This is a genomic window from Nocardia sp. BMG51109, from assembly GCF_000526215.1.
Lineage (GTDB): Bacteria > Actinomycetota > Actinomycetes > Mycobacteriales > Mycobacteriaceae > Nocardia.
Genome location: NZ_JAFQ01000004.1, coordinates 1,503,994 through 1,525,060, shown reverse-complemented (window position 1 = coordinate 1,525,060; position 21,067 = coordinate 1,503,994). Strand labels below are relative to the sequence as shown.

The following is a 21,067-nucleotide window of genomic DNA, read 5'->3' as shown; positions in this document are numbered from 1 at the left end:
GCGCCGATCCGGCTGCGGTCAGAGCACCCCGGGGATTGCCCGCACGATACCGACGCGGGCGCCGCCGCCCAGTACGGCGGGCGCCGCCAGCGCCGCGTGCCGGTCGGTCCACCGCACCCCCATCCGCTGCAGAATTGCCTGCGTCAACGGCATTCGGGCGCGATCGTGGCCGTCATCGATCTTGTAGGCGAAGGCCCGGCCGTCGGGGAGCGCACCGGCGTGCAGCCCGTCGGCGCCCATTTTGCAGACCAGGCCCGGAGTTGCCCGCATCGTCAGCAGGTCCGGTCCGTCCGTGCCCGAAATCACTCGGGGATGGGCGCGGATCGCGTCGGCGACCCGCCGCTCCGGCGAGCCCGGTGCGGCGGTCGCGAAGGTCGCGTAGGCGCGGGCGAGATTCACCAGCGACACCGGAACGATCGGCAACCCGCAGCCGTCGATCCCCAGATCGGTCTCCGGTTCCCCGGTGATGTCGGCGATGGTCGCCGTCACGGCCTGCTGCAGCGGATGGGCCGCATCCGGGTACCCCTCCGTGGGCCAGCCGTTGAGCAGGCAGGTGGCCAGCATCGCGGCGTGTTTACCCGAGCAGTTCATGTAGATGCGGCGCGCGGCCTCGGCACGATCGCGCCCGGCCAGCGCGGCCGCGCGGGCCGCCTCGTCGACGGGCAGATCGGGCGGGCATTCGAGGTGCTTCTCCGTGAGATCGAAGCGGTCCAGCAGGCGCCGCACGAGTGCGACGTGGTCGGGCTCGCCGTAGTGCGAGGCCGTGGCGATCGCCAGCTCGGCCTCGTCGATCGGTTCGAAACCGTTGCGCAGCAGCGTGACCGCCTGCATCGGCTTGTTCGTGGAGCGCGGGAAGACCGGCAGGTGCACCTCGCCGAGCGCCACCGCCGGCTCGCCGTCGGGATCGAGGATCACCAGCGAGCCGCGATGCACGCACTCGCGGAAACCCGAGCGCACCACTTCCACCAGTTCGACACTCATCGCCACACCTCGCTTCGCCTCGGCCGGGCACGCATCCGCCGGGTCACCGGACGGCCCGCCCGGCCCGGCGGGCATGCCTGGCCACCTGCCTGCGGACATCTTCGGACACGGTGGGCTCGGCCGCCAGCAGCAATTCCAGCCGATCCGGATCGGCGCCGGTGAACAGGTCGCGGACCGTCACGCCGTGCTCGGGCACGTACTCCACGCGCACCCGGTCGCCGGCGCCGACGGTGCCCTCGGTCAGCATCCGCAGGTAGGCGCCCGTATCCGATTGCAGGGTGAACCGTTTCACCCAGTGCCGCTCGCCGGACCAGTGCTGGAAGGTCGCGCACGGCACGCGCGGTGCGGTCACCTCGAGCAGGGTTTCGCCCACCGACCAGCGCTCGCCGATCACGGCATCGCTCACCGGCAGCCCGCTGATCCGCAGGTTCTCGCCGAACCAGCCCGCGGGCAGGTGGCGGTTCAACTCCGCGCCCCAACGCCGGGCGTCCTCCTCGGCGTAGGCGTAGACGGCCTGATGCACGCCGCCGTGATGGGTGGTGTCGCACACGTGGTCGCCGGCGAGACCGAGCGGCCCCACCGGCACCCGATGCGAGGCAGGGCGCTTGTCGATGGCCGTCCGGCCTACCCGGCTCACCGTCGGCGGCAGTTCGAGTTCGGCGTGCAGGACGCACACGGCCAGCACGGTGCCGGTGGTGGAGCGGTTCGACGGGCCCGCGGGCCGGTCGCTCATCGTCCGCGCAGTCGTTCGACGGCCCGGCGGCCCGCCTGCGGTTCGTCGTCGGACGGCACCGAATCCGGATCCATGGCCGCCGCCATCGGGCCCGCCGCCAGGGCGGCGTCGGCGGGCACCGCGCGCTTGAGCAGCGCCAGCGCGATCGGGCCGAGTTCGTAATGGTCGACGATCGTTCCGAGCCGGCCGACCGAGCGACCGCCCGCGGTGACCGCGTCGCCCGTGGCCGGACGGGTGTCGGCGGAGCCGTCGAGATGCAGCAGCACCAGATTCCGGGGCGGCTTGCCCAGGTTGTGCACCCGCGCCACCGTCTCCTGGCCGCGGTAGCAGCCCTTGTCGAGATGGACGGCGCCGTGCTCGGTGACACCGCCGATCCAGCGCGCCTCGTGCGGGATCGTCCGATCGTCGGTGTCCAGGCCGATCCGCGGGCGCAGGGCCGCTACGCGCAGCGCCTCGAAGGCCCACATCCCCGCGGGTTCCGCACCCGCCTCGGTGAGCCTCGCCCACCACTCGGCCAGGTGCTCGCGCGGGACGATCAGATCGAAGGAATCGCTCGTGGGCCAGGGCATCCGGCGCAGGAAGCCGCCGCCGGGCAGGGAGATCGCGGCGTAGGCCGGCGGCAGCTCGCCGATGCCGAGGGCCTCGGTCACCTGCGGGATCTTCGGCCCCAGCAGGCTCAGCACCGCGTAGCCGGGCGTGGCCTCCGGCTTGGCGTCGGCCCAGAACACCATCTTCTGCAGGAAGCCCAGCAGGTCCGGTCCGCGCTCGCCCTCGGTGTCGATCCACAGCGTGCCGTCGACATCGGTGAGTACGAAATGCTGCAGCACCCGGCCGTTCAGATCGAGGTCGAGGTTCTCCGCCGACCGGCGATCGCCCAGCTCGGCGATGTGCTGGCTGGAGATGGTGTGCAACCAGGTCAGCCGCTCGGCGCCGGTGATGGTGAGGACGTACCGATGGGAGCGGTCGACGACCGCCGCGCCCCGGGCGGCGGCTCGTTGTTCGCCGAACGGATCGCCGTAATGCCACGCCACTGCGGCATCGGGACCCTCCGGCGGGCCCGGGACGGCCCCGGGTGCGGCGAGCAGTGGGCTGGGCGGAGCTACCACGGACACAGGTCCACTCTAGGCGGACGAAGACGAGGACGGTCGGATCGGATCCGGCGCCGTCCACAACCTGGTCCTCCGGACCGGTCGGAACCGCCCGAAATGTGATGGTCCTCACTCGATGCACGTACGGGTTGTGGAGCGCGGCCATCAAACGGCGCGCCGTTACCTACCGCGGGTTCGGTACCCCCTCGTAGAACCGCGGGTTCGCCTAGGCTGCTCCGCATGGTGGATCGAGTTCTGGTGACCCTGGACGGCACCGTCCGGGATCCGGGCGAACCGTTGCTCTACGCGGACGACATCGGTGCGCTCCGCGGCGACGGTGTCTTCGAAACGGTGCTGGTACGGGATGGCAAGGCATGCGCGATCGAGTTACATCTGGCCCGGTTGCAGCGTTCGGCGGAGGCGCTGGACCTGCCCGAGCCCGATGTGGGGCAGTGGCGCACGGCGGTCGAGGCCGCGGCCAAGGAGTGGGGTAGCGAGCGCGAGGGCATGTTACGCATGGTGCTGACCCGCGGTCGGGACATCCTCGAGTCCACCACCCGGGCCGCCTCCCGCACACCGGAAGCGGCGGCGCCGGTGCCCACCGCTTACGTGCTCGTGGTGCCGGTGGGAGAGCGGGTGAACAAGGCTCGCAACGAAGGAATCTCGGTCATCACCCTGTCCCGCGGCATCTCGGTCGAGCTGGCCCCGAACGCGCCGTGGCTGTTGCTGGGCGCCAAGACGCTGTCGTATGCCACCAACATGGCGGCGCTGCGGTTCGCCGCGCGCATGGATGCCGACGACGTCATCTTCACCAGTACCGAGCATCGCGTCCTGGAGGGGCCGCGGTCGACCGTCGTCCTGCAGCGCGACAAGCAGCTTCTCACGCCGCCGGCCCGGCACGGGGTATTGCCCGGAATCACCCAGCGGGCACTGTTCGCCGAGGCGGAGCAGGCCGGCTGGGACTGCCGCTACGAGTCGTTCTTCACCGCCGATCTCATTACCGCGGACAGTATTTGGCTCTTGGGCAGCGTTACCACCGCCGCGCGGGTGGCCGTGCTGGACGGCCTGCGGATGTCGCCGCCGGAGTGCGCCGACGAGATCGCGGAGCTGGTCGATCGCGGCATTTCCCGGACGTGGAGCCAGGCCGACTGGTCGTAGGAAACGGGGGACTGTTCCCGGACGACGGTCCGATTCGGCGGGCCAACCGGGAACAGGGTCGGAAGTCGTTACCGCACAGCAAAACACTCGGAGTGTCGTGGCGTAGACCTCATTGATCCGCCGAGGACTCGGCGTAGCCTTTACTACAACATGTCGTAGTAGGGCAGGAGGTCCTATGAGCAGGGGCAGCAAGGGGTTCCGGGCACATCCGACCTGCGTGATCGCGTCCGAGCCCGGCGGGGCGCGATCATGAACGTCGTCGACGTATCGCGCTGGCAGTTCGGCATCACCACCGTCTATCACTTCATCTTCGTGCCGCTCACGATCGGCCTGGCGCCTCTGGTTGCCGGCCTGCAAACGGCCTGGGTGATCACCGGCCAGGACCGCTGGTACCGGCTGACGAAGTTCTTCGGCAAGCTGTTCCTGATCAACTTCGCTCTCGGCGTGGCCACCGGCATCGTGCAGGAGTTCCAGTTCGGCATGAACTGGAGCGAGTACTCCCGCTATGTCGGTGACATCTTCGGCGCGCCACTGGCTCTCGAGGGGCTGGTCGCCTTCTTCATGGAGTCGACGTTCCTCGGCCTGTGGATCTTCGGCTGGACCCGGCTGCCGAAATGGCTGCACCTGGGGACCATCTGGATGGTGGCGATCGGGGTCAACGCCTCCGCGTATTTCATCGTCGCCGCCAACTCGTTCATGCAGCATCCGGTCGGCGCCCGCTACAACCCGGAAACCGGTCGCGCCGAGCTGAACAGCATCATGGCGGTGCTGACGAACAACACAACGGTGGCGGCGTTCCCGCACGTGGTCGCCGGGGCGTTCATCACCGCGGGCACGTTCATGGCCGGTATCGCCGGGTGGTGGATGGTGCGCAACGCGCGCTCGGGCGACGAGCACAAGCTGGCCGAGGCGCGCTCGCTGTGGCGGCCGGCGGCGCTGGTCGGCATGTGGGTGATCATCGTCGCGGGGGTGGCGCTGGTGATCACCGGCGACACCCAGGGCAAGCTGATGTTCAAGCAGCAGCCGATGAAGATGGCGTCGGCGGAGTCGTTGTGCCACACCGAAACCGATCCGGACTTCTCGATCCTCACCGTCGGCACGCACAACAACTGCGACAGTGTCACGCACGCCATCGAGGTGCCGACCGTGCTGCCGCTGCTGGCCGAGGGCAAGCTGAGCGGTGTGACGCTGGAGGGCGTCAAGGACCTACAGGCCAGTTACAGCGAGAAGTACGGTCCCGGCGACTACCGGCCGAACCTGTTCGTCACCTACTGGTCGTTCCGCGCCATGATCGGCTGGGTGATCGGCTCCGCCGCCATCGCGCTGGTCGGATTCTGGATGACCCGGCGCGGGCGCGTCCCGCATCAGCGCTGGTTCTCCTGGCTGAGCCTGATCGTCATCCCGACCCCGTTCCTGGCCAACAGTTCCGGCTGGGTGTTCACCGAGATGGGACGCCAGCCCTGGGTGGTCGCGCCCAACCCGACGGGCGATCCGGACCTGCGGATGATCGTGCAGGAGGGCGTCTCCGGCAATGCCGCCGGCACCGTGCTGTTCTCGCTGATCGTGTTCACCGTGCTGTACGGCGGGCTGGCGGTGGCGTGGTTCTACCTGATGCGCCGCTACGTGGTCACCGGGCCCGAGGAGGCGCACGCCGCCGAACCCGCCGATGCGGGTGGTGCCGAACCCGTCGAGAAGCTGTCGTTCGCCTACTAGGAGCCGATGATGAGTCTGCCCGAATTCTGGTTCTTGCTGATCGGCGTGCTGTTCACCGGCTACTTCGTGCTGGAGGGCTTCGACTTCGGCGTCGGCATGCTGATGCCGATCCTCGGCCGCGGTGACGAGACGCGAAAGCGCGTGCTGCTCAATACGATCGGGCCGGTCTGGGACGGCAACGAGGTATGGCTGCTGGTCGGCGGCGGCGCGATGTTCGCGGCCTTCCCCGAGTGGTATGCCAGCCTGTTCTCCGGGTTCTACCTGGCGTTGCTGCTGATCCTGGTGGGCCTGATCACGCGGGCCTGCGCCATCGAATGGCGGGGCAAGATCGATGATCCGCGCTGGCGGCGGTGGGCCGACGTCGGCATCGGATTGGGTTCGTGGATACCGGCTTTCGCCTGGGGTCTGGCATTCGCCAATATCGTGCACGGCGTCCGGCTGAACGCCGACAAGCAGATCGAGGGCGGCCTGATCCACCTGCTCACCGGGTACGGCCTGCTCGGCGGCCTGACCACCACGCTGCTGTTCCTGTTGCACGGCACGGTGTTCGTGAGCCTCAAGACCGGTGGCACCGTGCGTGCCGACGCCGTGAAACTCGAACGGCTGCTGTGGATTCCGACCGTTGTCGCGGTCGCCGCGTTCGGGCTGTGGACCCAGCTGGCGCACGGCACGGGATGGACGTGGGCGATGGTGGGGCTCGCCGTGGCCGGCCTGGTGCTGGTCGGCGCGGTGCTGTTCCCGGGCGGAAAGGCGCACAGCACCCGGGCCGACGGGTGGGCGTTCTTCGGCACCGCGGTGACCATCATCGGCGCGGTGGTGCTGCTGTTCGGCTCGCTGTACCCGGACGTGCTGCCGTCGAGCATCGATCCGGCCTACAGCCTGACCATCGACAATGCCTCCTCGACGCACTACACCCTGAAGATCATGAGCTGGTGCGCGGTGATCCTGACGCCGATCGTGCTGGTCTACCAGGGCTGGACGTACTGGGTGTTCCGCAAGCGGCTCACCACCGATCAGATCCCGCCGGCGATCGGCCTGCCGGTGGAGACCCGGTCGCCGGGTGCGGCGAGGAGCTGAGCCGTGGCTCGGCCCGTGGACCCGCGCCTGTGGCGGTACGCCCGCTCGGCTCGGCCGTATCTGCTCGTCAGCGTTGCGCTCTCGCTGATCACCACCGGCTGCATCGTGGTGGTGGCACTGGCGCTGGCGCGGGTCCTCGCCGGCGTGATCACCGATCCGGGACGCCGCACGCTCGGGTCCTGGGGCGCCGAGTTGGTGGTGTTCGCGGTGGCGGTCGGTTGCCGCGGAGCGGCGACCTGGTGGCAGGCCCGGCTGGCGCACCGGGCCGGCGCCCGGGTGGTGACCGAGCTGGAACAGGCGGTGCTGATCGCGGGCGCCGAACTCGAGCCGCGCGAACTGGATTCGCGCCGCACGGAGCTGGCGGTCGTGGTCGGCAATGGGCTGAGTGGACTGCGCGCCTATCTGACGGGATACCTACCGGCCCTGTTGCTGGCGGTGCTGGTGCCGCCGATCGTGCTGGCGGTCATCGCATTCCACGATCTCACCGCGGGTGCGATCATCCTCGTGACACTGCCGCTGATTCCGGTGTTCATGGTGCTGATCGGTCTGATGACGCAGGGGCGGGCGGCGGCCACCCTGACGGCGACCACGCGGCTGTCCGACCAGCTGCTGGACCTGTTCGCCGGCATGCCGACGCTGCGTGCGCTGGGGCGCGAATCCGCTGCGGCGGGCGACGATACGACGACGATGCGGGGGCGGGTACGAGAGCTGGGGGAGCAGCTGCACGCCCGGACGATGTCCGCGCTGCGGGTGGCGTTCCTGTCCTCGATGGTGCTGGAGCTGCTGGCGACGCTGTGTGTCGCGCTGGTCGCGGTGTCGATCGGCATGCGGCTGGTTTTCGGGAACATGGGCCTGTACGCCGGGCTGCTGGGCCTGATTCTGGCGCCCGAGGTGTACCTTCCGCTGCGCGCGGTGGGCGAGCGTTTCCACGACGCCCAGGACGGGATGGCGGCGGCCGCAAAGGCATTCGCGGTGCTGGAGCCGGCGCGGGAGCGGAAGAGGGCGGCAGTGGGCCGCCGTGTCCCGCGCGAGAGCGCGGCCGTCGACGAGAGCGGCGTAGGTGCGCGCGACGGCGATGAGAACAGTGCCGTGCGCGGACGCGCTGTCGTCGGAGACAGCGAGAGCGTGGCGGAGCCGTTCCCTGTCAGGGGAGAACGAGTCGGTGCCGGTGCGGAGGATGCCGTGGAGGGACGTGGTGGCGCGGGTGAGAACGGTGTCGTCGGTGTGCGCAGTGCGGAAGGTCGGAACGGTGCCGTGGACGGACGCGGTGTCGTCGGAAAGAGTGAGAGTGTGGCGGAGCGGTTGTCTGCCGTGGGGGATCGAGACGGTGGGGCCGGGCACGGAGCGGCCGGGGCGTTCCGGGGCGTCGTCGAACTGCGTGATCTCACCGTGCATGGGAGGGGCGCCACCGCGCCCGACGGGCTGTCGGCGGTGTTGGAGGCGGGGCGGGTCACGGTCCTCGCCGGGCCCAACGGATGCGGTAAATCCACGGTCCTGCAGGCGATTCTGGGGCTGATCACGCCCGACCGCGGTGAGGTTGCCGTCGACGGGGTCGCGGTGCCCGATCTCGAACCCGAACGCTGGTGGGCGCGGCTGGCCTGGTTGCCGCAGCGTCCCGTGGTGCTGCCGGGGACCCTGCGCGAGAACCTCGAGCTGTTCGGGGCTCGCGCCGAGGAGCCGGCGGCCGGGCCCGCCCGCATCGTGAGCGATCTGGAATCCGCCTGCACCGCAACCGGATTCGACGTGGTGCTCGACGAACTCCCCGACCGCTGGGACACCGTGGTCGGCACCGGCGGCATCGGCCTGTCCCTGGGCCAGCGCCAGCGCCTGGCCCTCACCCGGGTCCTCGCCGCCGACCGCCCGGTGCTCCTGTTCGACGAGCCCACTGCCCACCTGGACGAGGAGGCCGAGGCCCGCGTGCTCGCGGCCCTGTCGGCCCGAGCCCGCGCGGGTGCCACGGTGATCGTGGTGGCCCACCGCCCCACCGTCCTCGCCATCGCCGACCACGTGGTCGAGGTCCGCGCCACCGCCGCCCGAAATGGCTCACCGCCGCCGCACACCGAACACCTTGTGCGGCACAGCGCTCCGGTCGCAACGTCCGTCGACGACGCCTCCGCAGCCCCTCGAACCGCCGAGGGCCGAGGGGCCGATGAGGGCGGCCGGGGTGCCTCAGGCGGTCCTCGGTTCCGGTTGGGGGGCCGTGCTTTCCGTGGTGCGGATGCGGTCGGAGACGATTCGGGGGCGACTCCGAGTGCGGCTGTGGATGGTTCCGTCGAGGGTGGGCCCAGTTCGTTCGAAGAGCGAGGGAGGGCGGCGCACGACTCGGAGCGTGCCGTTCGGGATGCGCGAGAGGTGCTGCGGTGATACGGGATTCGGGGGTGCGGGGAGCGTGCGGCGACTTGCGGCGGTTGGTGGAGCTGCTCGAATTGTCGCGGTGGCGGATCGCGGTGTCGGTGGGGTGGGGGACTCTCGCGCTGGGGAGTGGGCTGGGGCTGGCGGCCTTGGCGGCGTGGCTGATCGCTCGGGCCTGGCAGATGCCGCCGGTGCTCGATCTGAGCGTGGCCGTGGTCGCCGTTCGGGCGCTGGGGATTTCGCGCGGGCTGTGCCGGTATCTCGAGCGGCTGGCCACCCACGATGTGGCGCTGCGGGCGATGACCACCGCGCGGACCGGTGTGTATTCGGCGCTGGCGAGCGCCGATATCTGGTCGCTGCGGCGCGGCGGTCGCGACGAGCGGGACCCGACGCGGCTGCGGCGCGGGGATCTGCTGACCCGGATCGGTAGCGACATGGACGATGTGGGCGCGGTGGTGGTGCGGGCGTTCGTGCCGATCGCGGTCGCGCTGCTGCTGTCGATCGCCGCGATCGGCCTGCTCGCCACCGTCTCTCCGGCCGCGGCCGCCGTGCTGGCGTCCGCGCTGGCGGTCTCCGGGGTCGTCGCCCCCTGGTTGTCGGTGCGGGCCGCGCGGGAGGCCGAACTGGCGGTGCGGGACGACCGCCGGGAGTTCACCGCGGCCGCGCTCACCGTGCTCGATCACGCCGCCGAACTCCGGGTCGCCGGCCGCCTCGACGAGGCGCTCACCCGGGCGGACCGCGCGGCGCAGCGGGCCGTGGCGGCGGAGGATCGGGCGGCCGCGCGCAGCGCCTGGGCGGCGGCGGCCACGCCGCTGTCGATCGGTGTCAGCGTCCTCGGTGCGCTGCTCATCGGAATCGTCCTGTACGGCAGCGGAACCGGCGCACCGGCCGGACCACTGCAACCCGCGCCGCCCGGCGGCATCACGCCGATGGCGCTGGCCGTCCTCGTGCTGCTGCCGCTGTCGGCGTTCGAGGCCGTGGGCGTTCTCCCGGCGGCATTCCAGGCGCTGAGCAACGGCCGCGCGGCGCTGCGCCGCATCACCGCGGCCGAGCCGGATCGCCGAGCCGGCGCCGCAACCGCAACCACGATCTCGAACTCGGACCGGGTGTCTCTTGCGGCGCCCTCGTTGCCGCAGGGACGGCGAATCGCGGTCGTCGGTCCCAGCGGCGCCGGTAAGACCACCCTGCTGATGCGCTGGGCGGGGCTGTTCGACACGCCTCGCCCCGGGATCACGTTCTTCGCCGAGGACGCGCACCTGTTCGGTACGACCGTGCTGGAGAACCTGCGCGTGGCTCGCGGGGACCTCACCGCCGAAGCGGCCGAAACCGCCCTGCGCACGGCCGGTCTGGGCGACTGGTTGGCCGGCCTGCCGGACGGCCCGCAGACCGATCTGGTCGGTGGCGCGGCGTCGGTGTCGGGCGGTCAGCGTCGCCGGATCCTGCTCGCTCGCGCGCTGGTCTCCCCGGCGCGCGTGCTGCTGCTCGACGAGCCCACCGAGCACCTGGAGGCGGATGCGGGCGCCGACCTGCTGCGGGCCCTGCTCGATGAGCGCAGCGGGCTGGTGGCGCCCGACCGCACCGTCGTGGTCGTCACCCATCAGCTGCCGTCGGATCACCGTGCCGACACCGTCGTAGAGGTCGATCCGGACGGCCGAGTGTCGATTCGGACAACGGCCGGCTCTGCACCGAACTGATCCGGCCCACGCGGCCCGGAGCCGGTCCGACGGGCACGGCGCCGACCGGAACGGAACCGGGTCTGTCGACCGGACCGATCCGCATCATCCGGACCCCACGCTCCAGGTGCGACAACGTAGTTCGGAGATGCGGATGTGAACGATCCGGGGTTTCGCCAGGCCCGGCGTTCGCCGCCGCCGGTCCGAATCGGCGCCCGGGCAACCCTCCGATACCCGGAAATATTCCCACCGACCTGCGCTTCTGCGGCCCGCGAAATTCCGTTGCCGCCCGATCCGCCGACGGCTAGATTCGTTCGTACACGGGAAAGGAGGTGGTTCGAAGAATGAGTATTCAGTGGACACGTGAGGTGGCTGCCGGCTAGCGCCACCGCTGCAACGGATTCTCGTTCGCGCGAGCGCCGAGCTAATCCCAGGCAGTCACCCGGCCCCCGAGCCCCCGGTTTGTCCGACCGGGATCGCGTGAGGACTCCACCTCCGCGATACGGCTCGGGGGTCGTTCCGTTTTCGAGGGGCGGTTTCGTTTTCGAGGGGCGACGTCGGGCCCTTGTGCGGCTCGCTCAGCCGATGTGGCGCTGTAGGCGGGCGGAGAGGCGAGGCTGGAGGGCGCCGTCGGCTTCCACCCGCTCCTCGACGTAGCCGAGGTCGCCGCCCTCGACAATGCCGTAGAGGCGCTTGGCGCCGCCGACGACCGCGCCGGACTGGCTGCGGATCACCACATCGGTGGCCAGCTCCCAGGACGACTGGGTGAGGGCCTGGCCGTAGAACAGTTCGACGACGCCGGAGCTGTGCGTCAGCAGCAGCTCGATGACCTCGTCGTCGCCGTCGATACCGACCCGCCAGAAGCCGTTCTCACGCAGATCGGGCCCGACGTACTTGCCGTCGCCGTCGAGCACCCAGGAGCGCGAATCCCAGGCCAGGTAGTCGCCGCCGTCGTGCGAGACGATGATCTGCTGGCCGAAGTGGTAGTCGCCGCGTTCGGGGTCGTTGCCCTCGCCCTCTCCGCGCCAGACGCCCACCAGCGGCAGCAGCGCCAGCATGGACGAACTCAGATCGGGACCTTCGCGCAGATTGGCGGTGTCCCCGGGCAGCGGAAGCCCGGCGAGCTGCGGAATGTTCCGGTCGCCGGTCGATTTCGCGCGCTCGGCGGCATCGGCGATCGCCTCGTCGCCACTGCGGCGGGCCGCCTCGTCGGTACTGCGGCGGGGTGCATTCTCGCCACTGCGGCGAGTCGCCTCGTCGGTGCTGTGGGGAGTCGCCTCCTCGGTACCGCGCGCCGTACCGTTGCCGCGGCGGGCAGCACCGGACGGGCGAGCGGTGGACGCCTGCGGCGCCGCCCCGTTCGCTGTCGTTTTGTCGACGTTCTCGTGCGCCGACTCCGTCACGACTCGGTGAACAGCCGGTAGAGGACGTACAGACCGAACCACGCGATCAGCACGGATACGAGAACCAGCAGAATCTCGAAGGCAAGAACCACAATTCGCAGTCTAACGACCTGGATCGCGGACACGAAAACGGCCCCGGGAACGGATCCCGGGGCCGTTTCGGCTGCGGTCTTACTCGGCGTCGGTCTTACTCGGCGACGGTCTACTTGGCGACCTGGACATCCACGTTGTGGATGCCGGCGCCCTCCGGCCGCACCGGCGCCGAGCCGTTGCCGGCCGACGACAGCGCGCGGATGGTCCAGTCGCCCGGCGCGGCGAAGAAGCGGAAATCGCCGGTGCCGGAGGCCACCACCTCGGCGGTGAACTCGTCACCGGAATCCAGCAGCCGGACGAACGCGCCACCGACGGGATTGCCGTCGGCGTCCAGCACGCGTCCGGTCAGGACGGTTTCCTTCTCGGTATCGACGTTGGCCGGTATGGCCTGACCCTGGGTAGGTGCTGCGCACATGGTTCTATGCTCCCAACTCGATCGGTGCACCGACGAGGGAGCCGTATTCGGTCCAGCTCCCGTCGTAGTTCTTGACGTTCTGGTGGCCCAGCAGTTCCTTCAGCACGAACCAGGTGTGCGAGGAACGCTCGCCGATGCGGCAGTAGGCGATGGTCTCCTTCTCGCCGTCCAGGCCGGCATCCTTGTACAGGGCCGCCAGCTCTTCGTTCGACTTGAAGGTGCCGTCCTCGTTCGCGGCCTTGGACCACGGGACGTTGATGGCGCCGGGGATGTGGCCGGGCTTCTGGCTCTGCTCCTGCGGCAGGTGCGCCGGCGCCAGGATCTTGCCGGAGAACTCGTCGGGCGAGCGCACGTCGACCAGGTTCTTGGTGCCGATGGCCTGGATGGCGTCGTCGCGGAAGGCGCGGATGGACAGGTCCTGCTCGCCGGCCTTGTAGGAGGTGCCCGGGCGGGACACGGCCTCGGTCGACAGCGGGCGGCCGTCGAGCTCCCACTTCTTGCGGCCGCCGTCGAGCAGCTTGACGTTCTGGTGGCCGTACAGCTTGAAGTACCAGTACGCGTAGGCCGCGAACCAGTTGTTGTTGCCGCCGTAGAGGACCACGGTGTCGTCGTTGCCGATACCGCGCGCCGACAGCAGGTCGGAGAACTGCTCCCGGTTGACGAAGTCACGCCGCACCGGATCCTGCAGATCCTTCTTCCAGTCGAGCTTCACGGCACCCTCGATGTGGCCCGTGTCGTAGGCGGAGGTGTCCTCGTCGACCTCGACGATGACGACGCCGGGGGTGTTGAGGTTCTCTTCGACCCAGTCTGCGGAGACCAGGACATCGGAGCGAGCCATGTTGTTCCTTTCGATGTGACTTACCGGGATGGGGCGGGGGCGTCGGAGGATGCGGCCGACCGGTGGATCAGCCGCTGGACGAATGGGTACAGCAGGCAGCCCAGGCAGATGCCGAAGGCCGCGTTGAGGAACGCCGCGAACAGCGCGAAGCCGGCGAAGATCGCGCCGGCGACGGTACTGCCGGCGACGAACCCGAGAAAGCTCAGCACGGCGAACACCCCGCCCACCAACTGTGCGAACCGCAGCGGCGGGACGGGCTCGGTGTCGGGGGCGGAGCCGAGACGCGGGGCGACGAACCGGGCGTACACCCGGCCGTACGGGCTGCGCCGCGGACCGTAGAGCGCGCCCAGGGCGAAGACGACCGCCTGCAGGGCGATCAGCACGGCCGCCACCGGAGTGGCGAAGGACGCGGTGATCAGCACCAGCACGAGGACGCCGGTGGTGATCCAGGCGGCGACGCGGGGACCGCGCACGTCCACCCGATCCGGGGCGGGCACGGTGCCGGTCGCGGGGTTGTTGTGGGGCATCGGACGAGCTCCTGCGCTGCGAATGGCTATCTGTCAGGGATTGTCAGATCACCGGGGGGATCACGAGATCAACACACGGTGGGAAAACCGGTCGGCGTCAGGGGGAAACGAAAGGCCGACCGGCTACACGCACAGGCAGCAACAACCGCCGAGGCGGCACAGATCGACTGTGCGGCGACGGGTGAGCATCAGCTCGCGGCGGGTTTGCACGACTAGCAGTTTACCTGCTTCGGCGGAGGAATTGGACCCGGGGTCGGAAATTCGGGTCGGCGAGCGGCACGACGCAGGTGGCCGGGCCACTCACGCGTCGTTGGATACCGGCACGGTCAGGGGTGTGACGGCGCTGTGCAGGTCGGAGGGCTTCGGGACGCCGGAGATCCGGAAGCGCTCCCGGCCCTCGGCGTCGAAGATGAACGTGGTCGGCAGCGACAGCACGTTCAGTTCCTTGGCCAGCGCGGGCCGTTCGTCGATGTCGACCTCGATGTCCAGCGGCGGTTGCGGCGCCTCGGCCAGGTCGGCCACCACCCCGGCGACGACCCGGCGCACCGCAGCGCAGGGGCCGCACCACTCGGCGGAGAAATGCAGCACCGCGGGTGCCGCCCCGGTGAACCCGACGGCGGCCAGCAGCTCGCCGCGGGCCGCACCGGCGTCGGCCGGCTCGGCCGCGGTGGCGCGCACCCGGCCCGAGCGATAGCGCAGCAGCAGGCCGACGACCAGCGCGGCCGCCAGCACCAGCAGCAGGATCACGATCCCGGTCATGGGCGGGCGAATCTGTCCATATCGATGGTCATGTCCTTGCCCTCGCCTTCGATGATGATGTTGCCGCCGATGGCCTCGACCTTCGTCGGATGCACGCCGAACGGCAGATCCTTGGTGTCGATGGTGCGGGTGAACCGGTCGAGGACCGTGGCCTTGTCCGGTTCCGGCCGCTCGGTGGCCGAGGTGATGGCAGTATCCGGTGTCTTCTCACGATAGAGATCGGTGGCGACGATGCGCACCTGGTCCCCGTCGAGCAGGAGATTCACCTTCACGCTGACGCTCATCTTGGTGTTGTCGGTCTCGGCGCTGTCGGTCACGCTCGACTCGGGGCCGAGCGGAATGGTTCCGGTGAGGATGTAGGCGCCCCGCGTGGTCGAGCCGGTGCCGCCGGAACCGCCGGTGCCGTCGGATTTGTCCGCCGGGGGACCGGTCAACTGCAGGTCGGGAATCTGGAACAGCCGCCCGAGCTCCACCGGCTCGATGCGCATCCGGGCGGTCACCCGGTCCACCGGCACCGAGCGCATCTTCCCGTCGATCAGGTCGCCCATCGGCAGGTGCACGCCGTTGAGGGTCGACTCGACCCGCAGCTCGCCGGGGGCGTCGCGACGATCGGCGCGGGCGCGGATCTCGACATTGCGGTAGTTGTTGCGCAGGGCCTGCAAAAGATACGGAAAGCCGTGAATGGTGACCTCGGGGTCGGCGCTGAGCTCGCTTCCGGCGCGCAGCGAGCGCGAGACGCGATACTCCGAATAGGCCGCCGCCGTGAAATCGACCACTACCGCGATCGCGACCACCAGCAGCAGACCGATGACGACCTTGCGCGCGGTGCCCCCGCCGACCCGCGCGCCGACGCCGGCCGCCGGATCGTCGGTGGGCTGCTCGCCGGGCCGGTCTCCGGCTCCCCGAGCCCCGGTCGTACCCGGTGAGTTCCGCATGTACGCACGATATCTGTTGGCGGCCGGACGGTCGCACGGTGTGCCGACGCCGATCGGGTTCCCGGCGCCCGTCCGATCGCCCGCGGCCTGCGAAGGTTGGCTGGAATGCGTGGTCATCGGACTCGACGCGCTAATGTAGGCACGAATTACCTGTGCGGACGAGCATGAATTCGCGAATGACATCGGGGTTGCCGCGAACATGCCAGATTGGGAGGAGAGCTGGTGGAGCTGCTCCTGCTGACCTCCGACCCGAATCCGGAGTCGGTGCTGCCGTCGTTGTCGCTGTTGCCGCACAACGTCCGGCCGGCACCCACCGAAGTTGCCTCGCTGCTCGAGGCGGGTACTGCGGATGTGGCGTTGGTGGATGCGAGATCCGATCTGGCCGCGGCCCGCGGGCTGTGCCGCCTGCTCGGCAGCACCGGATCCTCGGTGCCGGTCGTGGCGGTGCTCACCGAGGGTGGTCTGGTGGCGGTGAACGCCGACTGGGGTCTGGACGACATCCTGTTACCCGGCACCGGGCCGGCCGAACTCGACGCGCGCCTGCGGTTGCTGGTGGCCCGCAACGGCGGCGCGGCCAGCCCGGAGAACACCGGCAAGATCACCCTCGGCGAGCTGGTGATCGATGAGGGCACGTACACCGCGCGGCTGCGCGGCCGCCCGCTCGATCTCACCTACAAGGAATTCGAGCTCCTCAAATATCTCGCTCAGCATGCCGGGCGGGTGTTCACCCGTGCGCAGCTGCTGCAGGAGGTGTGGGGTTACGACTTCTTCGGTGGTACCCGCACGGTCGACGTGCACGTGCGCCGGCTGCGCGCCAAGCTCGGCAGCGAGTACGAGTCGCTGATCGGCACGGTGCGCAATGTCGGCTACAAGGCCGTGCGCCCGGCCCGTTCCAGCGGCAAGGGTGAGCCGACCAACTTCCCCGACGACACCGACGGCCCGGGCGAAGAGCCGAGCACGTCCAATGGAGTCCCGTGAGTGAGCGCAGCGAGCGAACCGTCGACACAGCGCACGGCGGAGCCGAGCGCCGGCGAGGAGCTGTGAGCGGGTCCGGCGAACCCGTGACGGACTGGGCCGACGAGGTCTCCGCCGACACGGCGGAGCGGATCCACGGCGTGCTGGAGCGGGCCGCGGCCGCCGACGGGGTCGCGGCCGTCTCGGAACAGGCCGTTTTGTCCCTGACCACCCCGGGCCCGGCTCGGCATCTGGTTGCCGCCTCGGACGATGAGGTGGTCGGCTACGCGAATCTCGTTCCGGCGCACGGTGATCACCCGGCGATGGCCGAGGCGGTGGTGGACCCGCGGCATCGTGGCCGCGGCATCGGCGCCACGCTCGTGTCCACGGCGCTGGCCTCCGGAGGGGCCGGTGCCCGGGTGTGGGCGCACGGGAATCTGGCCCCGGCGCGTGCCGTGGCGGGTCGCCTCGGGCTGGCCGTCGCCCGCGAGCTGTGGCAGATGCGCAGACCTCTGGCAACACCGGAGCTACCTGAACTGCGCGTGCCCGAGACCGTCGTGCTGCGCACCTACGCGGGCCCCGCCGACGATGCCGAGCTGTTACGCGTGAACAACGCCGCTTTCGACTGGCACCCCGAACAGGGCGGGTGGACGGACGGCGATATCGCCGTGCGCCGGGACTCGTCCTGGTTCGATCCGAAGGGCCTGTTCATCGCGTCCGACGCGGCGGATCCCGGGCGGATGCTCGGATTTCACTGGACCAAGGTGCACACCCGGGACGATCCCCCGGCCGGGGAGGTTTACGTGGTGGCCGTCGACCCGGCCGCACAGGGCCGTGGCCTGGGCCGTCTGCTGACCCTGGCCGGGCTGCACCACCTGCGCGACCGCGGCCTCGGCGAGGTATTGCTGTACACCGAGGCCGACAACACCGCGGCCGTGCACACCTACGCGCGGCTGGGCTTCGAGACGGCACACGTCGATGCGGCCTACTCGGCGCCCTGACCCGCCTTCGGACATTTGTCACGGCCGCCGAGGTGTAATCGGCGGACGCTGCGGGTAACACTGCGGCAAATGTCACAACCCGGATATGCGAATCGCGCCGGGTTGTTCACCTCCCGTTCACTTCCGCAGGTCCAACTGTCTACCGGCCGAACCTAGGTTATTCGTGGGCAGCATTCACTGCCTGGTGCGCAAGTTCCGTGCGAACGGGCACCATACGGCACTCGTCCGGTTGTTGAGGGACCGGACGTGTACTAAGCGATTCCCGGAGGAATAGGTGAATCTCAAGCGCAGCAGCGCTCTGCTCGGCGTCGTCGCCGCGGCAAGCGCACTGACCCTGTCGGCCTGTGGTAGTGACGAGAACACGTCCGATGTCGGCACCGCATCGAACGTCAACGTCGACTGCGGCGGCAAGCAGGCTCTCAAGGCCAGCGGCTCATCGGCGCAGAAGAACGCGATGGATCGCTTCGTCGCGGCCTACGAGTCGAACTGCGACGGCAACACGCTCAACTACACCTCCAGCGGCTCGGGCGCCGGTGTGAACGAATTCATCGGCGGCCAGACCGATTTCGGCGGCTCGGACTCCCCCCTGGATGCCAAGAAGGACGAGCCCAACAAGGCGGCTGCCCGCTGCGGCGGCCCGGCGTGGGACCTGCCGACCGTGTTCGGGCCGATTGCCGTCACCTACAACATCGATGGCGTCACCGACCTGGTCCTGGACGGCCCGACCGCGGCCAAGATCTTCAGCGGCCAGATCACCAAGTGGAACGATCCCCAGATCCAGAAGCTGAACGCCTCGGCCAAGCTGCCGGATCAGGACATCCACGTGATCTTCCGCAGCGACGAGTCGGGCACCACCGACAACTTCCAGCAGTACCTGAACTCCGCCTCCGACGGTGCGTGGGGCAAGGGCGCCGGCAAGGCGTTCGCCGGCGGTATCGGCGAGGGTGCGAAGGGCAACGAGGGCACCTCGGCCGCGATCAAGAACACCAAGAACTCGATCACGTACAACGAGTGGTCGTTCGCGCGGTCGCAGAACCTGTCGGTGGCGAAGATCATCGCCACCCCGGGCGGCCAGCCGGTCGAGCTGACCTCGAAGTCGGCCGGTGCCACCATCGCGTCCGCCAAGATCACGGGTCAGGGCAACGACCTGGTCATCGACACCAGCTCGTTCTACAAGCCGACCGATCCGGCCGCGTACCCGATCATCCTGCCCACCTACGAGATCGTCTGCTCGAAGTACAGCGACCCCGAGACCTCCAAGGCGGTCAAGGCGTTCCTGACCTCGGCGATCAACAACGGTCAGAACGGCCTCGAAGAGTCCGGCTACGTGCCGATCCCGGACGCGTTCAAGACCAAGCTGACCACCGCCATCAACGCCATCGCCTGATTGCGTAGCCCATGACCGTGCACGACGAAGCCACCGCTGCGGACCGGTCGGAATCGACCGGTCCGCGCACGGGCGGAGATACTTCCCCTATGCCGAGTGACGCCAACCCCGAACCGGCGCAACGCATCCGCGGCGCCCACAGCACGCGAGCGGAGTTCATCTTCCGCTCGGTGGCCACGGCCGCCGGTGTGACCATAGTCGCGGCCATCGCGTTGATCGCTGTGTTCCTGCTGGTCCGGGCGGTGCCGTCGGTGGCGGCGAACGAGGCCAACTTCTTCACCAGTACGGAATTCAACGTCACCAATGCCGACGATATGCATTTCGGCATCCGCGACCTGCTCATGGTCACGGTGCTGAGCTCGCTGCTGGCCCTGGTGATCGCCGTACCGCTCGGCGTCGGGATCGCGCTGTTCCTGACCCAGTACGCGCCGAAGATGCTGGCCCGGCCGTTCGCCACCATCGTGGATCTACTGGCGGCGGTGCCTTCGATCGTGTTCGGTCTGTGGGGGTTCCTGGTGCTGGCCCAGTGGCTGGCGCCGTTCGAGGAATTCCTCAACGAGAACCTCGGCTGGTTCTTCCTGTTCAAGAGCGGCAACGTGTCGATCAGCGGCGGCGGCACCATCTTCACCGCCGGTGTGGTGCTCGCGGTGATGATCCTGCCGATCATCACCTCGGTCAGCCGCGAGGTGTTCAATCTGACGCCGCGCGCGCACATCGAGGCCGCGCAGGCGCTGGGCGCCACCAAGTGGGAGGTGGTGCGGATGACCGTGCTGCCCTACGGACGCAGCGGTGTGATCGCGGGCTCCATGCTCGGCCTGGGCCGCGCGCTCGGTGAGACGATCGCGGTCCTGGTGGTGCTGCGCACCGCGGCGACGGCGGGCCACTGGTCGCTGTTCGACGGCGGGTACACCTTCGCCTCCAAGATCGCTTCGGCCGCTTCGGAATTCAGTCAGGCGTTGCCCACCGGTGCCTACATTGCCGCCGGTTTCGTGCTGTTCGCGCTGACCTTCGTAGTCAACGCGCTGGCGCGGATCGCGGCCGGCGGGAAGGTGAACGGGTAATGGCCACCACCACTCTCGATCGCCCGATCAAGGCGCCCGCCTTCCGGACCATCAGCCTGGCTCGCCGCCTGCGCAACAACGCCGCCACCGCGGTGATGTGGCTGTGCTTCGCGATCGCGCTGGTGCCGCTGTGCTGGGTGCTGATCCTGGTGATCACCGAGGGCTTCGACGCCGTCATCAGCAGCGGCTGGTGGGGTAAGTCGCAGAAGGGCATCCTGCCCGACCAGTACGGCGGCGGTGTGTACCACGCCATCTACGGCACCATCGTGCAGTCGCTCGTGGCCGCCGTGCTCGCGGTGCCGCTGGGCATCATGGCCGCGGTCTACCTGGTCGAGTATGGGCGCGGCCTGCTCGCCCGCGTCACCACCTTCATGGTCGACATTCTCGCCGGTGTGCCCTCGATCGTCGCCGCGCTGTTCATCTTCGCGCTCTGGATCGCCACGTTCGGCGCTCCGCAGAGTTCGCTCGCGGTCTCGCTGGCCCTGGTGCTGCTGATGCTGCCGGTGGTGGTGCGCAGCACCGAGGAGATGCTCAAGCTGGTGCCCGACGAGTTGCGCGAGGCGTCCTACGCCCTGGGCGTTCCGAAGTGGAAGACCATTCTGCGGATCGTGGTGCCCACCGCGGCGCCCGGCATGATCAGCGGCATGCTGCTGGCCGTGGCCCGGGTCATGGGTGAGACCGCTCCCGTGCTGGTGCTGGTGGGGTATTCGAAGTCGATCAACTTCAACATCTTCGACGGCAACATGGCCTCGCTGCCGCTGCTGATCTACCAGGAGCTGGCCAACCCGGATCCGGCCGGCCGGTGGCGGGTCTGGGGCGCGGCGCTGACCCTGATCCTGATCATCGCGCTGCTGTACCTCGCCGCGGCGGCCGTCAACAAGCTGCTCACGCGAAACCGATAGAAGCGAACGGAATTCCA

The 21,067-nt window shown here is 69.4% G+C and carries 19 protein-coding genes; 10 read left to right on the top strand and 9 right to left on the bottom strand.

The features are described from left to right. Window positions 1-18 precede the first annotated feature (18 nt). The 3 genes from D892_RS0108120 to D892_RS0108110 are packed head-to-tail and all read right to left on the bottom strand — an operon-like array spanning window position 19 to window position 2,826. Window positions 19-981 carry an asparaginase gene (locus D892_RS0108120; protein WP_024800761.1) on the bottom strand — a complete coding sequence of 321 codons (963 nt, stop codon included), beginning with the start codon at window positions 979-981 and terminating at the stop codon, window positions 19-21. Between the two features lie 43 nt (window positions 982-1,024). Continuing rightward, a complete protein-coding gene (locus D892_RS0108115; RefSeq protein WP_024800760.1) occupies window positions 1,025-1,714 on the bottom strand; it encodes an MOSC domain-containing protein in 690 nt (229 codons plus the stop codon). After that, window positions 1,711-2,826 carry a folate-binding protein YgfZ gene (locus D892_RS0108110; RefSeq protein WP_024800759.1) on the bottom strand — a complete coding sequence of 372 codons (1,116 nt, stop codon included), beginning with the start codon at window positions 2,824-2,826 and terminating at the stop codon, window positions 1,711-1,713. The genes D892_RS0108115 and D892_RS0108110 overlap by 4 nt, the downstream gene beginning before the upstream one ends. A 216-nt stretch (window positions 2,827-3,042) precedes the next feature. Here D892_RS0108110 and D892_RS0108105 point away from each other — a divergent pair, with 216 nt between their 5' ends. The 5 genes from D892_RS0108105 to cydC all read left to right on the top strand — a co-directional run bounded on the left by D892_RS0108105 (window position 3,043) and on the right by cydC (window position 10,796). Further along, window positions 3,043-3,960 carry an aminodeoxychorismate lyase gene (locus D892_RS0108105; protein ID WP_024800758.1) on the top strand — a complete coding sequence of 306 codons (918 nt, stop codon included), beginning with the start codon at window positions 3,043-3,045 and terminating at the stop codon, window positions 3,958-3,960. A 249-nt stretch (window positions 3,961-4,209) separates the two neighbouring features. Beyond that, window positions 4,210-5,673, top strand: coding sequence for a cytochrome ubiquinol oxidase subunit I (locus tag D892_RS0108100; RefSeq protein WP_024800757.1), 1,464 nt, complete (start codon window positions 4,210-4,212; stop codon window positions 5,671-5,673). A 9-nt stretch (window positions 5,674-5,682) separates the two neighbouring features. Further along, entirely contained in the window at window positions 5,683-6,750 is a 1,068-nt protein-coding gene (cydB, locus tag D892_RS0108095; RefSeq protein WP_024800756.1) for a cytochrome d ubiquinol oxidase subunit II, read from the top strand. Window positions 6,751-6,753: 3 nt separating this feature from the next. Beyond that, the gene (locus D892_RS44955; RefSeq protein WP_024800755.1) at window positions 6,754-9,114 is read left to right on the top strand and encodes an ABC transporter ATP-binding protein/permease; all 2,361 of its coding nucleotides are present in this window, start codon (window positions 6,754-6,756) and stop codon (window positions 9,112-9,114) included. Beyond that, a complete protein-coding gene (cydC, locus tag D892_RS0108085) occupies window positions 9,111-10,796 on the top strand; it encodes a thiol reductant ABC exporter subunit CydC (RefSeq protein WP_232236023.1) in 1,686 nt (561 codons plus the stop codon). The genes D892_RS44955 and cydC overlap by 4 nt, the downstream gene beginning before the upstream one ends. 557 nt (window positions 10,797-11,353) lie before the next feature. On the opposite strand, the gene D892_RS40710 is transcribed toward cydC, so the two are convergent. From D892_RS40710 to D892_RS40705, 6 genes are all read right to left on the bottom strand, one after another. Beyond that, window positions 11,354-11,953, bottom strand: a complete 600-nt coding sequence (locus D892_RS40710; RefSeq protein WP_036568410.1) for an FABP family protein — start codon at window positions 11,951-11,953, stop codon at window positions 11,354-11,356. Window positions 11,954-12,380: 427 nt separating this feature from the next. Then, window positions 12,381-12,686, bottom strand: coding sequence for a DUF1416 domain-containing protein (locus D892_RS0108070; RefSeq protein WP_024800752.1), 306 nt, complete (start codon window positions 12,684-12,686; stop codon window positions 12,381-12,383). 4 nt (window positions 12,687-12,690) lie between these two features. Continuing rightward, window positions 12,691-13,524, bottom strand: coding sequence for a sulfurtransferase (locus D892_RS0108065; protein WP_024800751.1), 834 nt, complete (start codon window positions 13,522-13,524; stop codon window positions 12,691-12,693). 20 nt (window positions 13,525-13,544) lie between these two features. Beyond that, the gene (locus D892_RS0108060) at window positions 13,545-14,051 is read right to left on the bottom strand and encodes a DUF4395 domain-containing protein (RefSeq protein ID WP_024800750.1); all 507 of its coding nucleotides are present in this window, start codon (window positions 14,049-14,051) and stop codon (window positions 13,545-13,547) included. Between the two features lie 300 nt (window positions 14,052-14,351). Beyond that, complete coding sequence (locus D892_RS0108055; RefSeq protein ID WP_024800749.1) at window positions 14,352-14,810, bottom strand: thioredoxin family protein; 459 nt, start codon at window positions 14,808-14,810, stop codon at window positions 14,352-14,354. Further along, entirely contained in the window at window positions 14,807-15,745 is a 939-nt protein-coding gene (locus D892_RS40705) for an LmeA family phospholipid-binding protein (protein WP_084161478.1), read from the bottom strand. Before D892_RS40705 ends, D892_RS0108055 begins: the two co-directional genes overlap by 4 nt. 222 nt (window positions 15,746-15,967) lie before the next feature. On the opposite strand from D892_RS40705, the gene D892_RS0108045 reads away from it, so the two are divergent. The 5 genes from D892_RS0108045 (at window position 15,968) to pstA (ending at window position 21,050) form a co-directional block, all read left to right on the top strand. Beyond that, window positions 15,968-16,723, top strand: a complete 756-nt coding sequence (locus D892_RS0108045) for a response regulator transcription factor (protein WP_024800747.1) — start codon at window positions 15,968-15,970, stop codon at window positions 16,721-16,723. A 62-nt stretch (window positions 16,724-16,785) separates the two neighbouring features. Further along, window positions 16,786-17,700 carry a mycothiol synthase gene (mshD, locus tag D892_RS0108040; RefSeq protein WP_024800746.1) on the top strand — a complete coding sequence of 305 codons (915 nt, stop codon included), beginning with the start codon at window positions 16,786-16,788 and terminating at the stop codon, window positions 17,698-17,700. Window positions 17,701-17,974: 274 nt separating this feature from the next. Beyond that, entirely contained in the window at window positions 17,975-19,087 is a 1,113-nt protein-coding gene (pstS, locus tag D892_RS0108035) for a phosphate ABC transporter substrate-binding protein PstS (protein WP_024800745.1), read from the top strand. Window positions 19,088-19,176: 89 nt separating this feature from the next. Further along, window positions 19,177-20,148 (top strand): phosphate ABC transporter permease subunit PstC, encoded by a 972-nt coding sequence (pstC, locus tag D892_RS0108030; RefSeq protein ID WP_024800744.1) that lies wholly within the window; start codon window positions 19,177-19,179, stop codon window positions 20,146-20,148. Further along, window positions 20,148-21,050: a phosphate ABC transporter permease PstA gene (gene pstA, locus D892_RS0108025; protein WP_024800743.1), complete on the top strand. Its 903-nt coding sequence runs from the start codon at window positions 20,148-20,150 to the stop codon at window positions 21,048-21,050. Before pstC ends, pstA begins: the two co-directional genes overlap by 1 nt. Window positions 21,051-21,067: the final 17 nt, after the last annotated feature.

Bases quoted from the DNA above. Each gene is read 5' to 3' on its own strand.
- D892_RS0108070 (WP_024800752.1), bottom strand. From the start codon at position 12,686: ATGTGCGCAGCACCTACCCAGGGTCAGGCCATACCGGCCAACGTCGAT.
- pstC (WP_024800744.1), top strand. From the start codon at position 19,177: ATGCCGAGTGACGCCAACCCCGAACCGGCGCAACGCATCCGCGGCGCC.
- D892_RS0108060 (WP_024800750.1), bottom strand. From the start codon at position 14,051: ATGCCCCACAACAACCCCGCGACCGGCACCGTGCCCGCCCCGGATCGG.
- D892_RS0108065 (WP_024800751.1), bottom strand. From the start codon at position 13,524: ATGGCTCGCTCCGATGTCCTGGTCTCCGCAGACTGGGTCGAAGAGAAC.
- D892_RS0108120 (WP_024800761.1), bottom strand. From the start codon at position 981: ATGAGTGTCGAACTGGTGGAAGTGGTGCGCTCGGGTTTCCGCGAGTGC.
- D892_RS0108105 (WP_024800758.1), top strand. From the start codon at position 3,043: ATGGTGGATCGAGTTCTGGTGACCCTGGACGGCACCGTCCGGGATCCG.
- D892_RS0108100 (WP_024800757.1), top strand. From the start codon at position 4,210: ATGAACGTCGTCGACGTATCGCGCTGGCAGTTCGGCATCACCACCGTC.
- cydB (WP_024800756.1), top strand. From the start codon at position 5,683: ATGAGTCTGCCCGAATTCTGGTTCTTGCTGATCGGCGTGCTGTTCACC.
- D892_RS0108115 (WP_024800760.1), bottom strand. From the start codon at position 1,714: ATGAGCGACCGGCCCGCGGGCCCGTCGAACCGCTCCACCACCGGCACC.
- D892_RS0108055 (WP_024800749.1), bottom strand. From the start codon at position 14,810: ATGACCGGGATCGTGATCCTGCTGCTGGTGCTGGCGGCCGCGCTGGTC.
- D892_RS40705 (WP_084161478.1), bottom strand. From the start codon at position 15,745: ATGCGGAACTCACCGGGTACGACCGGGGCTCGGGGAGCCGGAGACCGG.
- pstA (WP_024800743.1), top strand. From the start codon at position 20,148: ATGGCCACCACCACTCTCGATCGCCCGATCAAGGCGCCCGCCTTCCGG.